The 12217-nt window shown below is 37.3% G+C and carries 16 protein-coding genes; 2 read left to right on the forward strand and 14 right to left on the reverse strand.

What is annotated here, in order from left to right; genetic code table 11:
• Window positions 1-81: 81 nt before the first annotated feature.
• From IGL90_RS06985 to IGL90_RS07005, 5 genes are all read right to left on the reverse strand, one after another.
• Window positions 82-300: a YozE family protein gene (locus tag IGL90_RS06985; protein WP_002364020.1), complete on the reverse strand. Its 219-nt coding sequence runs from the start codon at window positions 298-300 to the stop codon at window positions 82-84.
• A gap of 5 nt (window positions 301-305) precedes the next feature.
• A complete protein-coding gene (msrA, locus tag IGL90_RS06990) occupies window positions 306-821 on the reverse strand; it encodes a peptide-methionine (S)-S-oxide reductase MsrA (RefSeq protein WP_002377304.1) in 516 nt (171 codons plus the stop codon).
• A gap of 16 nt (window positions 822-837) precedes the next feature.
• Window positions 838-1491 (reverse strand): YpmS family protein, encoded by a 654-nt coding sequence (locus tag IGL90_RS06995; protein WP_002357446.1) that lies wholly within the window; start codon window positions 1489-1491, stop codon window positions 838-840.
• Window positions 1484-2383 carry an SGNH/GDSL hydrolase family protein gene (locus tag IGL90_RS07000; protein ID WP_002365717.1) on the reverse strand — a complete coding sequence of 300 codons (900 nt, stop codon included), beginning with the start codon at window positions 2381-2383 and terminating at the stop codon, window positions 1484-1486. The genes IGL90_RS06995 and IGL90_RS07000 overlap by 8 nt, the downstream gene beginning before the upstream one ends.
• A gap of 103 nt (window positions 2384-2486) precedes the next feature.
• Window positions 2487-3329, reverse strand: coding sequence for a DegV family protein (locus tag IGL90_RS07005; RefSeq protein WP_048736853.1), 843 nt, complete (start codon window positions 3327-3329; stop codon window positions 2487-2489).
• Between the two features lie 131 nt (window positions 3330-3460).
• Between IGL90_RS07005 and trhA the strand changes: the two genes are divergently transcribed.
• Entirely contained in the window at window positions 3461-4114 is a 654-nt protein-coding gene (gene trhA, locus IGL90_RS07010; RefSeq protein WP_002357443.1) for a PAQR family membrane homeostasis protein TrhA, read from the forward strand.
• Between the two features lie 193 nt (window positions 4115-4307).
• The gene (locus IGL90_RS07015; RefSeq protein WP_002360203.1) at window positions 4308-4505 is read left to right on the forward strand and encodes a hypothetical protein; all 198 of its coding nucleotides are present in this window, start codon (window positions 4308-4310) and stop codon (window positions 4503-4505) included.
• A 106-nt stretch (window positions 4506-4611) separates the two neighbouring features.
• Here the strand turns inward: IGL90_RS07015 and IGL90_RS07020 are convergent, their stop codons facing one another.
• From IGL90_RS07020 to IGL90_RS07060, 9 genes are all read right to left on the reverse strand, one after another.
• Window positions 4612-5124 (reverse strand): adenine phosphoribosyltransferase, encoded by a 513-nt coding sequence (locus IGL90_RS07020; protein WP_002357441.1) that lies wholly within the window; start codon window positions 5122-5124, stop codon window positions 4612-4614.
• Window positions 5125-5126: 2 nt separating this feature from the next.
• Complete coding sequence (recJ, locus tag IGL90_RS07025; RefSeq protein WP_048736855.1) at window positions 5127-7439, reverse strand: single-stranded-DNA-specific exonuclease RecJ; 2313 nt, start codon at window positions 7437-7439, stop codon at window positions 5127-5129.
• 154 nt (window positions 7440-7593) lie between these two features.
• Window positions 7594-8061 (reverse strand): LapA family protein, encoded by a 468-nt coding sequence (locus IGL90_RS07030; RefSeq protein WP_002357439.1) that lies wholly within the window; start codon window positions 8059-8061, stop codon window positions 7594-7596.
• Window positions 8062-8077: 16 nt separating this feature from the next.
• On the reverse strand, window positions 8078-8866 hold the full coding sequence (locus IGL90_RS07035; protein WP_002364028.1) for an SDR family NAD(P)-dependent oxidoreductase: 789 nt from the start codon (window positions 8864-8866) through the stop codon (window positions 8078-8080).
• Window positions 8867-9808 (reverse strand): ribonuclease Z, encoded by a 942-nt coding sequence (rnz, locus tag IGL90_RS07040; protein ID WP_048736858.1) that lies wholly within the window; start codon window positions 9806-9808, stop codon window positions 8867-8869.
• A gap of 214 nt (window positions 9809-10022) precedes the next feature.
• Complete coding sequence (locus IGL90_RS07045) at window positions 10023-10589, reverse strand: hypothetical protein (RefSeq protein ID WP_002357436.1); 567 nt, start codon at window positions 10587-10589, stop codon at window positions 10023-10025.
• A 120-nt stretch (window positions 10590-10709) separates the two neighbouring features.
• Window positions 10710-10955, reverse strand: a complete 246-nt coding sequence (locus tag IGL90_RS07050; protein WP_002357435.1) for a KH domain-containing protein — start codon at window positions 10953-10955, stop codon at window positions 10710-10712.
• An 11-nt stretch (window positions 10956-10966) separates the two neighbouring features.
• Window positions 10967-11242: a 30S ribosomal protein S16 gene (gene rpsP / locus IGL90_RS07055; RefSeq protein WP_002357434.1), complete on the reverse strand. Its 276-nt coding sequence runs from the start codon at window positions 11240-11242 to the stop codon at window positions 10967-10969.
• A gap of 146 nt (window positions 11243-11388) precedes the next feature.
• The gene (locus tag IGL90_RS07060) at window positions 11389-12192 is read right to left on the reverse strand and encodes a GNAT family N-acetyltransferase (RefSeq protein WP_048736860.1); all 804 of its coding nucleotides are present in this window, start codon (window positions 12190-12192) and stop codon (window positions 11389-11391) included.
• Window positions 12193-12217 lie beyond the last annotated feature (25 nt).

Consider the following 12217-nt stretch of genomic DNA (forward strand, 5'->3'; position numbering starts at 1 on the left):
TCTAACAAATTCGTCACTACTTTTGTTTACTATAACATGAATGAAAAAAGAGGAAAAGCTTTGTTTGCTTTTCCTCTGGATTTATTTATTGTTTTCAAGGTACTTTTCCCATAACTCATCAAAGATGTCCATGTTGCTTAAATAGTCAGCATTCATTTCTAAATAAGAAGAAAGTTCATGATAATCCTCGGTTTGTTTTGGAAACTGAATATCTTTGGCCGCTTCATTGGCAAAATCAGTTTCAGAATCTTTAGCCGGACCTTTTAATGTCATTAAGTAATGGTAAAAGCTTCGTCTCATGTAAATTAATCACTCCATTTTTCTTCGATAAATTCACTTCTACGTTGATGGGACAATCCATAACGCAAAGCGTCTTTTTTATAAAAGTCTTGATGGTATTCTTCAGCAGGATAAAATGGTGCTGCTGGTTCGATGGTGGTAACAATTGGTTCTGTAAAACGACCACTATTAGCTAGACGTTCTTTACTTTTCTCAGCAATTTCTTTTTGTTCTTGGGAACGATAAAAAATAACTGGCCGATAATTATCGCCGCGGTCTTGAAACTGACCGAAAGCATCAGTAGGATCCGTTTGTTGCCAATAAATCTCCACTAATTGTTCGTAAGAAATAATCGCTGGATCAAAAGTGATTTCTACTGCTTCCGTATGGCCTGTTGTGTGTGTTAGAACCTGTTCATATGTTGGATTAGGCACGTGCCCACCTGTATAACCCGAAACAACTGAGATAATTCCTGGTTGTGTATCAAAAGGCTGCACCATACACCAGAAACAGCCGCCTGCAAAAATTGCTTTTTCTTCCATCTCTAACACTCCTTTTTTATTTCTCTTTTGGCAAGTATATATTCATCCGAATGTCATCGTCAACTAAATTAATCTTTTCTGCTCGAACAAATAGACCATTTTGCATTCTAAACTGATCTAAACGTAATAAAACAGTTTGATCATCTGGATTGATTTCAACCCATTTAGGTAGTTTGTAAGAACGTTTAGCAAATTTCAATACTTCTTTAATTGGCAAGCCTAACGTTCCTATAGACAAACTTTTTGCTTTTAATTGTACATTACCATTCGCCATCACGTAAGGATCAAAATATAAGTAAAAAGGAATGTCATGCCCTAACACCTGAAATGTTCCATTTAATAAAGCATCATTTTCTAAATAAAATTTATATTTAATCTCCGAGCCTTTTTGAAAGTCGGCTAAATAAAAGTCAATCAGTTTGTTCACTTGTTGTTTTTTTGACTGAATTGTGACGACTGGCTCGCCTTCTTTTTCAACAATTGCTGGTATTTTCTTTAAATCTGGTTCGCGAACTTGTGTTGCTCGAAATGTCACGAAAGCTACACTACCAATGACTAAACCCACTAGAACAAGAAAAGCGATTTTCCAGGGATTTCGTTTAAGATTGGTTGGTTGTGTCTTTTTAATTGATTTACTTGTTTTTGGCTTTTCTTCATTCATTTTATTCACTACCTTCTGATTTGGTTATCCATTCTTTCTCTGTCTTGACCATTTCATCCCGGACAGCTCCGGCCATAATTTGGTAGCCAAGATTATTCGGATGGAAGCGATCTTCTTCATATAACAAATTGTTTAAATCCTCTTTGCTAGCACTACTTCCTGTAGTTTCTGAGTCGCCACCAGTTACGCCAACTTCATCGCCACGACCTTTATAGAGTAAATCATTGATAGGAATGAAATAGGCTCGTTTTTGCTCTTGAACCATTTCTTCGGTTGCTTGATTCCAGTTATCAACGATTTCTTGCATTTCTGTAATTTCGGAAAAGTTTAAGTAGAAGGGATTGTAAATTCCTAAGACATAAATAGGGGCCTTCTCGTTGTACTCTCGGATTTCTTCAAGTAGTCGTCTTACTCGGCGTTGATAGGCTTTTTGAGGACGATTGAACGAGCTAACTTTCAAGTCGAAAATATTACTACTAATTACTTTCATTAAGTCATTTCCACCAACCGTTAGCGTAATCACGTCCGCAGAGGCAAGGCCCTTTTGAATTTCAGGTTTCTCTTTGATTCGTTTTAAAATTTGATCACTACGATCCCCATTTTTCCCAAAATTGTCTGTTTGAACACCGTTCAAGTTGTAGTGTTCTTTTAAATCATCTGCCACAATAGGAACAAAACCTCCACTATTCGTCAAATCGCCAATTCCTTCAGTTAAAGAATCACCGATTGCTGTATAATGAATGACTTCTTTTTGATTTTTTTGAGCAGTTGTGGCCACTTTCTCTTGCTTTAATAGTGGCTTTGCTTTGGGGATGGCCACACTTAACAATGTAAAAACACCTAGCGCAATGAGGATAGGTGTTAAGACGGTCAGCAAAATATGCTGTGTTTGTTTTTTCATCTTCGTCACTTCCTTTTAAATAAACCAACAAGAAATTTTCCTTTTCTTGTTAGAAAGAGGTTGCGTCTACTCATTTAAGAGTGAGACCCAACCTCGTTATTTCTTAGTCTGTATAGTACATAATAGCAAAGGCATTTTTTCCTGTATGTGTTGCAATGACTGGATTCGTATGTAATACGGGAATATCCATGTCTTTAAAGATTGCTTGTAATCCTTCTTTGAATCCATTTGCTAGTTCTAGCCCATCCGCATGAGAAATGCCAATTTGTCGAACATTTGGAATCTTACTTAATTCTGATTTCAATTCGTCAAACCATTTATTAAACGTTTTAACGCCTCGGCCTTTCGCTACAGGAACCAATTCCGTATTTTCAAAGTCCATGACAACTTTCATATTAAAAATGTTTGATAATAATCCTGTTGTACGGCTGATTCGTCCACCTTTAACCAAATTATCTAATGTTGAAATGCCAATGTATAATTTAGTATTTTGTTTGACGCGTTCAATTTCAGCTAAAATTTCTGGAACACCCGCTCCCGCTTGTGCCAATTTTGCTGCTTGAATGACTTGGAAAGACAAACCTTGGTCTGTAAAATCGCTATCAATCACCGTTACTTTACTTGATGATAAGTTACTAGCTTGACGGGCCGCTTCAACCGTTCCACTTAAGCCTTTTGTCATGTGAATCGAAATTACTTCACTGCCATCTTCACCTAAGCGATCATATAATTCTACAAATTCACCAATTGGTGGTTGACTGGTTTTGGGTAAGGCCTTCGCATTAGCCATCATGTCCATAAATTTTTCGCCTGGCAAATGATCATCATCTGGATAAACAACGCCATCAACCATAATTGATAAAGGCATCATATGGATATTTAATTCATCTCTAAGACTTTTTTCCATCGTACATGAAGAATCCGTTACGATTTTAACGTTTGTCATAAATTTATCACTCTTTCTTTAAAAGGAACCTGTTTTCATGGTAGAATACCATTAAACGGTTAATTATCTAGTTATAGTATAACAGACACTGCCGAATTTTTCATCAAATTAAAATAAAGGAAGTGAATTTATTGGAAAAAACGCATTTCTCAAAAAAATACCTAATCGTGAACGAAGTCTTAAATGCAGTTACACATGGCATAGGCGCAGGTTTAAGTATTGCTGGTTTAGTCATTTTACTTGTTAAAGGAGCTCGTTTAGGCTCACCGATTCACGTGGTATCTTATGCTATTTATGGCTCCATGTTGATTCTACTTTTTTTATCTTCAACGTTATTTCATAGTTTAATTTTTACAAGAGCCAAAAAGGTCTTTCAGGTCTTCGATCATAGTTCTATTTTCTTATTGATTGCTGGCAGCTATACGCCGTTTTGCTTAATTAGTATTGGCGGCTGGTTAGGTTGGACTTTATTCAGTTTAGTTTGGTTAATCGCCATCGTTGGTATTGTCTATAAATCCCTCACGTTGCATAAACAAGAAACAGTGAAAAACATTTCAACGATTATTTATATTGTTTTAGGTTGGCTCTGTATCATCGCTGCTCGTCCGTTATATGAATCTCTTGGGTTTACAGGAACAGCGTTATTGGTCGCAGGGGGTGTGTCTTACACATTAGGTGCAGCCTTCTATTCATTGAAAAATGTGCGGTTTATGCATGTGGTTTGGCACTTGTTCGTCATGCTTGCAGCGATCCTCATGTATTTTTCTGTTCTCTTTTATACGTAATCACAGCACAATAAGAACACGATGCTCAAAGCATCGTGTTCTTTTATTGCCCTAAATCTCTTTATTATAAAGGATTATTCTTCTTTTCGAATTATTTTAACATAAATTAGTAGAAAAGACTTTACAAAACGAACATACATTCGTATAATAACAATACGAACACTCGTTCGAATCAAATGAAGAGGTGATACACATGGAAGCAATTCGTCGTGTTGGATTTTTATTTTTTGTATTGGTTATAGGTATTTTTTTGGGAACATTAGGATTACGTCTTGCTTTTATGATCGTGACGCCGTTATTTATTCTTTGGTTTATGTCATGGGATGAGAAGCGTTATACACGTACACGTAAACAACAGCAAGCAAGATACGTTTATCGTAAGTTCCCTTAATAAATAATAAAACGGTGTGTTCCCCCCAAGCTACGCTCCGTTTTTATAAATATGTCAAAGAAAGAGCGAAGGATTAAATTCCTTCGCTCTTTCTAATTAAATTAGATTAGTATTCCATTAAGGTAACAATATCGTAGCCATCAATTTTATCGCGGCCATGTAAATCCATTAATTCAATTAGGAACGCACAACCAACCACAATACCACCTAATTGTTCGACTAATTCGATGGTTGCTTTAATTGTACCACCAGTTGCTAGCAAGTCATCACAAATCAAAACACGTTGACCTGGTGTGATGGCATCTTTGTGCAACGTTAATGTATCTGAACCATATTCTAAGTCATAAGTCACTTCGATGGTTTCACGAGGAAGTTTTCCTTTTTTACGAACCGGAGCAAAGCCAACCCCTAGTTCATAAGCCACTGGACAGCCGACAATAAAGCCACGAGCTTCTGGTCCTACAACCATATCAATTCTTTTTTCTTTCGCGTAATCCACGATTTGTTTCGTTGCTTCACGGTAGGCATCCCCATTAGCCATTAATGGAGAAATGTCACGGAACACGATCCCTTTCTCAGGATAATCTGGAATGCTTGCAATGTAATCTCTTAAATCCATTTTTATTTGTCCTCCTCATTCCACAGCCATTGTTGTATTGTTTGACAATCACTGTAAAGTAGAAATTCTTCTGTTTTTATTTTTTTCAATCGTTGTTGGTACACTTGACTTTCAGTCAATGGTCGATTGTCGGGTTTCTCAATACTGTTTAAAACACCGCTTTCTATTGTAACAAATCCTAAGTCAAAAAACACCTGTATCATGAAAATTAATAATTTTTCTTGGATATTTAAGTAATTTGCCACCTTCGATAGCTGGGAACGTAGATTTACTTCTTTTTGCTGCAAAATAAATTTATACAATGTTGCAAATTGTTCACGTGAAGCCATACCGTTTAAATAAGCTTCTTCTGGTGAAATAAACATCATGTATATACGTTGGATCTCAGTCGCTTCAACAATTTCTTTAACCGTGATTGCTTCCACAGGACAGTCGACAAAAACCAGTTGTTCGATTTGATTTTGAGAAACAGCTTCCACCAATTCTTCTTGGTTTGACCAAACAATAATATTAGCGGTTGGATCTGAAATGAATTTTTGATTTTTTTCATCAAACAAAAGATAAGCTGTTGCTTCTGAAGGAATTGGTTTCGTTTGATTATTTTTGCCACGAAAATCAAATAATTGTCTTCCCGATACAGCAAAATCAGTCACCATTAATTGTGGTTTCTTACGACCATTCCATTCATTGATGGAAAGTTGGCCTGCCACATCGGCGGTTCCTTGTGCTAGTTCATCCGCTTGAGGCCCCATTTGAAAAGCAATTGCATCCAATTGTGCCCCTTCTTGATTCATTTGAAATTTCAGATGTGCATTATCTGCACCAATTTGCCGAATTTGCGTAGGCGTGATTTCCTTAAATACAAAAGTTGGCACAGTATTATCAGTCCCAAAAGGCGCCAAAATACGCAATTGATCAATAAAAGTAGTCGTTGCCTGCGAAACCGCTAAGCTCTCACTAATGAGTAACTCTTGTCCATTAGCCATATCAATTTGATTTTTTTCAATAAAGTGTGCCAAATGTTCTTGAACAAAAGAAATATTTTCAACAGGTAAAGTCATTCCCGCTGCCATATGATGCCCACCAAAATGAGTGAATTGCTCACGCACTTCGTTCAACGCCTCATAGAGATTCAATGCGCTAATGCTACGTCCAGAGCCTTTAGCAGTCGTACCAGATTCATCTATTGCTAAAATAATGGTTGGTTTCCCCGTTTCTTGCATAATGCGGCCCGCGACAATCCCTAAGACGCCTTCATGCCAGCCTTGTTTCGCTAAAATATGGACCGGCGCATTCGGGTCGATTAAATCCAGGGCTTCTTTGGCAATCGTCGTTACAATGTCTTTTCGTTCATTGTTTTGTTGATCAATATATTTAGCGATTTCCAGCGCTTGTTCTTCATCAAATGTAGTCATCAATTCAACACCTGGTGCGGCTTCTCCTAATCGACCTAATGCGTTTAAACGAGGTCCAATGGTAAAGCCAATTGATTCTTCTGAAACAGCTTCCTTTTTCACACCCGCTTCTTGTAATAAAACGTCTAAACCAATTCGATCACCAGTTTGAATCATTTGCAGGCCCATTTTGACAAACGTTCTATTTTCATCGGTTAATGAAACCAAGTCAGCAATTGTCCCGATTGCTACCAAATCTAATAACTCAATTGGCAATTCACCAAGTAACGCAGTAGCGACTTTGAAAGCCACGCCAACACCAGCTAAATCTCCAAAAGGATAGTCTCCTTGCGGATGTCTAGGGTGGACAATCGCATAGGCCTCTGGTAATTGTTCAGGCAATTCATGATGGTCAGTAACGATTACATCTACCCCTTGAGCCATAGCGTAGTTAATTGCTTCATGTCCAGCTACACCATTATCAACGGTTACAATTAATTGGACTCCTTGTTCAATTTGTTCAGCAAATACGTCTTTATTAGGTCCATATCCATGAACAAAACGATTTGGTAGAAAGTACTGAACCATGCCACCGACTAATTCGATTGCTTCTTTCATAACCGTGGTACTAGTGATGCCATCTGCATCATAATCCCCATAGACAAGGATTTGTTCACCCGCTTCGACGGCTTGCTGGATGCGGGCTACCGCTTTCTCCATATCATGCATTAAGAACGGATCATAAATATCTTCGATAGTCGGATGTAGAAACTTACGTAATGCTTCTTCTGTCCGGATATTGCGGTGCCATAAAAGTTGGCCAATTAATGGATTAATTTCTTCTTTTTTTAATTGTTCTATAAATTCTACAGGTAATTCTGTCTTTGTCTGTAACTGCCATTGATAGTTTGATTTTTTCACGACGTCACTCCTAACCAAGTAATTATAGCAAAATTTTTCCAAAAACTAAAGAAAGCATTTTTTTAAATCTGAGAAAAAAACTGTGATATCTGTTAGATAAATAGCAGATATCACAGTTTTATTTTAAAAGAAACTTAGCGATAAAGTCTCTTCCTTATTTTTGTTCCTCTTCATTCACACGAGGTTTCACATAACGATCAATACGACTACCTGACACAGGCGTTGCGTCTACTTCTGTGTTTGATGTTTGTTCGTTGACCACTGGTTCTGCGACTTGTGGTGCTGCCGCTTGTTTGGCTTGCAAATCAGCCAATTGATTATCAAAAGAACGTTGAACTTTTTCCGTTTCTTCTTTGACTAATTTATCCATATCATTTTTATAAATATCCAACTCTTTTTGTACAGCTTTTAATTCCTTACGTTGGTTCCAAATGGTGGTTGTGGAGGTTAGTAATCCAACTAGTGCGCCAATAATTGCAGAACCTAAAATAATTAAGATTAACGGTCCACTAATTTTAGTAAAACCAAAGTTTACTGGAACAGCTTGATTATTTAAAACAGCAAAAATAACAACAATTAAGACCAACACAAGGCCCAAAATAACACGCCATTGATTTTTCATGACTTGATCGACTCCTTTATTTTTTATTTAAAATATTTCCCGCTATGAAATCTCCTAAATGTGGAAACAATGTATAAAAGCGGGCAGCCGCTTCCATGACAAACGGACGATTAATCTCACGTCGAGAAGTCCCCATACTCCCAACCACTTCTTTCGCTAATTTCGTAGGGTCTAAAACAATTTTATCCACCGCAGCTAGATAAGTGCCTGTCGGGTCCGCTTTATCAAAGAATTCTGTTTGGATTGGTCCTGGATTGACAGTCGTTACTGCTACACCCAACGGTTTCAATTCTAAACGTAAAGCATTTGAAAAACCTAACACAGCAAATTTCGTTGCAGAATAAACGGTTGATTTAGCTGTAGCCATCTTCCCAGCCATTGAAGCAACGTTGATAATATGTCCTTGCCCAGCTTCAATCATTTTAATAGCTACTTTTTGAGTAAACGTCATCATTCCTAAAACGTTGACATCAAACATTTGGCGTGCAACAGCCAAGTCAATTTCAACAAAATTTTCAAACAAGCCAAAACCAGCATTGTTGACTAAAACATCTATAGGACCAACTTCTGCTGAAATAGCTTCAACCACACGTTCAACACTTTCTGGATCGGCAATATCTAATTGATAAGAAAATGCTTCTCGTCCGCTTAAAGCGGCACACTGCTCGCGAACTTTACCAATCAAATTAATTCTGCGGGCGCAGACAACGACGACTGCCCCTTGTTTAGCTGCTTCATAACAAATTTGTTCACCTAAACCAGCTGAACCTCCAGTTACGACAACGACTTTATTTGTTAAATCCATCTAAGCTCCTCCTTCATTGGCAAATGGAATCTCAATGATATCCATATCTTTTACGATTTTTGTATTGGGGAAAATTTCTTGGGCTTCTTCTTGAAGCTGATAGGCCTCTTTGGTTAAATAACGGGCACTAATATGCGTTAAGATAAGTTGTTTTACTTGCGCTTCTTTTGCAACTTCAGCTGCTTGTTGACTGGTTGAGTGGAAGTAGGCTTTTGCCATTTTTGCTTCGTGTTTATTAAACGTACTTTCATGGACTAAAACATCCGCTCGTCGTGCTAAAGTTACACTATTTTTGGTTTTGCGAGTGTCTCCTAAAATCGTCACGATTCGTCCGGGTTTACGTTCTCCCACAAACGCTTGTCCATTAATTTCCTGTCCATCAAAAACGATCGTTTCACCACGTTTGAGTTTGCCATACAATGGCCCAGAAGGAATCCCTAAAGCTTGAAGTTTCTCTACTTGTAATTCTCCTTCATGCGCTGCTTCCTCAATTCGATAGCCAAAGCTCGTGATGCCATGGTCCAAGATATTACAGCGAACAGTGAATTGTTTATCTTTAAAAATAACGTCATTTTCTTTCGTTAATTCAATAAATTTCAGTGGATAGGACAACCGCGATTGTGAGACTCGTAAAGAAGTTTTAACAAAATCAGCAATCCCAACTGGTCCATAGATTTCTAAAGGTTCTGTCCCGCCCTGAAAAGAACGACTACTTAACAAACCAGGTAAACCAAAAATATGATCCCCATGTAAATGTGTAATAAAAATCTTTTCAATTTTTCTTGGGCGAATACTACTTTTTAAAATTTGCAATTGAGTCCCTTCCCCACAATCGAAGAGCCAAACTGAATTTCGTTCATCTAATAATTTCAACGCAATCCCTGTGACATTGCGATGTTTTGCTGGCACACCAGCGCCTGTTCCTAAAAATTGTATTTCCATCTGCTACCATACTTTCTTTTAAACTTCCTTTTTATTTTAGAAGAAGTTTGCTCCTTTAGCAAATAATAATTTATCTATTTTCTCAAAGTTTTCTTCTTAGTTTACCGTATTTTACGATAAAATAACAAAAAATTAGCAAACTACCATAAAAAACCGTGATTTCTTAGTATTTTAAAAGACTGTTTCCCTTTATTCAGAAAACAGTCTTTGATCCTTATTCTTCTTTCGATGTCGCTTCTTTATGTTGTTCTTTTTTTGCTTGCCACGATTGTTTCGCTTCATTTGCAACTTCGTTCGCATCGTTAATTTCTTGTTGGACTTCCTCTAAATCAAGCCGCGTGATTTCGCCACCTAAGTCAAACATAACCAATTGGTTGAGCGGACGGTTGTCTTCTTCTTCTGCAATTAATAACAATCCCGTTTGTCCTTCATCAATCTTTTGAATCACATGTTCAAAAACCGTTTGGGCTTCTTGAATTTCTTTGGCGTCTTTGCTTGCACCATACATACTTCCAGCAAACCAGCCAAAAAGAATGCCCAGAGGACCACCTAATATGCCTACTAGCATCCCAATCATGCTATCTTTTGATGTATGATTGTTGCCTGTAAAATCGATAAAATCATTGATTTTAAATTGATGCTGGCCATCATTAACATGCGTAACAACCGCCATTTGCTCACCTTTAAGCTGTCTTTCTGCCTGCATCTTTTTTATTTCGGAAAATGCTTGGTACGATTTACTTTCAATATCAAAGTTCATAATGATAATTCGTTTTGCCATACAAATCGCTCCTTTATTCTGGATACATCTATTTTAGCAAGAAAGGCCTGTCTCTAGCAATGAAAACTTTTTGGTTATGTATAAAAAAAGAAGATAGCTAGGCTACCTCCTTGTTAATGCTTATTTACCATCAAGAATATTTAAACGGACCTTTTTCGGACCATCGATACGTACACTATAAACAATTGTCCGAATTGCTTTTGCAACACGCCCTTGTTTACCAATGATACGTCCAATATCTTCTTTGGCCACAGTCAAATTATACTCGAGGAAATCAGTTGATTCCTCAATTTCTAATGAGACTGCTTCAGGTTGACTGACTAACGGACGGACAATAGTTAAAATTAACTCTTTCACATCTGCCATATTCAATCACCTTATTTCTTAACGTTTTTAGCTTCATGATGTTTTTTCATAACGCCTTCTTTTGAAAGGATGTTACGAACTGTATCAGAAGGTTGCGCACCTTTAGATAACCAATCTAAAACTAAATCTTCTTTTAAAACTACTTCTGCAGGGTCTTTCAAAGGGTTGTAAGTACCTACAGTTTCGATGAAACGTCCATCACGAGGAGAACGAGAATCAGCTACTACAATACGGTAAAAAGGACTCTTTTTAGAACCCATACGTTTTAAACGAATTTTAACTGCCATTATTAAATACACCTCCATTAACTTAATCACAAGAGTTAGTTTAACAGATTAACAACAACCTGTAAAGAGTTTTTTCTTGACACCTTTACTTTTTTTCAATTTTTTTAGCCAATTTGCAGGAAAACAAACGAAATAATGAAGAATTTTCACAAAATTTGATAATAGTTGTACTGGTTTCTCACTTGAAAGCCTTCTGTTTGATAGAGATGAAGCGCTGCTTGATTTTCTGTTTCAACTTCTAAAAAAATAGTCGCTGAAGCTGAATTTTCTAAAATCATTCGGAGCGCAGACTGTAACACTTGACGGCCAAGACCGCGACCTCGTTGCGTTTTTGTCACAACAAAGCCATAAATCCCCCATTCGTTTTCAAAATGATCCAAACGTAGCGTGGCTAAAAGTTGATTGTTTTCTTTATAAATAAGTGTTCGTTGAAGGTCCTCCGGCAAAGGCGTACCTTCTAGTAACCTAGCCAAGGAATCCAAATCAGCCACTTGCGGTCGGAGAAGTGTCAGCTTCGCCAACTCCTGTGAGTATGTTTCTCTTTGAAAAACCAGATACTGTTCTGAAAAAGCTGGCACAATTCCTTGTCTATTAAAATAATTCAGGCCAACAGATTGCTTGTCTTCCATCACGAGAAAGACTTCTTTCATTCCCCACAAAGCTGCTTGCTTTTCGAGTTCTTGAACAAGTTCTTCAAAAAATGGTCCTACATTTGGCGCAACAATCGTCGCTTCCAAGGTTTCCCCATCAAAACAATACTCTACGATATACGCTTGAATGGCTTGTCCCTTCCTGTATAAACCATAATAAGTATAAGCTGATTCCTCAGGAAATGTTTGTTCCAATTTATAAAAAGTTCCTTGTTTAATCATTTCCTTGTTTCTTAATTCAGTCAATGTTTGTTTCTCCGACGGTGTTAATTGTCGGCGCCAATTTATTTTTTTATTCAAGCAGTTGCTCCTTTACTCATCCTTT

Origin of the sequence: Enterococcus sp. DIV1307a, assembly GCF_050537425.1 — a bacterium.
Lineage (GTDB): Bacteria > Bacillota > Bacilli > Lactobacillales > Enterococcaceae > Enterococcus > Enterococcus faecalis.

Bases quoted from the DNA above. Each gene is read 5' to 3' on its own strand.
- IGL90_RS06985 (WP_002364020.1), bottom strand. From the start codon at position 300: ATGAGACGAAGCTTTTACCATTACTTAATGACATTAAAAGGTCCGGCT.
- IGL90_RS07015 (WP_002360203.1), top strand. From the start codon at position 4,308: ATGGAAGCAATTCGTCGTGTTGGATTTTTATTTTTTGTATTGGTTATA.
- IGL90_RS07050 (WP_002357435.1), bottom strand. From the start codon at position 10,955: ATGGCAGATGTGAAAGAGTTAATTTTAACTATTGTCCGTCCGTTAGTC.
- msrA (WP_002377304.1), bottom strand. From the start codon at position 821: ATGGAAGAAAAAGCAATTTTTGCAGGCGGCTGTTTCTGGTGTATGGTG.
- rnz (WP_048736858.1), bottom strand. From the start codon at position 9,808: ATGGAAATACAATTTTTAGGAACAGGCGCTGGTGTGCCAGCAAAACAT.
- IGL90_RS07005 (WP_048736853.1), bottom strand. From the start codon at position 3,329: ATGACAAACGTTAAAATCGTAACGGATTCTTCATGTACGATGGAAAAA.
- IGL90_RS07020 (WP_002357441.1), bottom strand. From the start codon at position 5,124: ATGGATTTAAGAGATTACATTGCAAGCATTCCAGATTATCCTGAGAAA.
- rpsP (WP_002357434.1), bottom strand. From the start codon at position 11,242: ATGGCAGTTAAAATTCGTTTAAAACGTATGGGTTCTAAAAAGAGTCCT.
- IGL90_RS07035 (WP_002364028.1), bottom strand. From the start codon at position 8,866: ATGGATTTAACAAATAAAGTCGTTGTCGTAACTGGAGGTTCAGCTGGT.
- IGL90_RS07045 (WP_002357436.1), bottom strand. From the start codon at position 10,589: ATGGCAAAACGAATTATCATTATGAACTTTGATATTGAAAGTAAATCG.
- IGL90_RS07000 (WP_002365717.1), bottom strand. From the start codon at position 2,383: ATGAAAAAACAAACACAGCATATTTTGCTGACCGTCTTAACACCTATC.
- IGL90_RS07030 (WP_002357439.1), bottom strand. From the start codon at position 8,061: ATGAAAAATCAATGGCGTGTTATTTTGGGCCTTGTGTTGGTCTTAATT.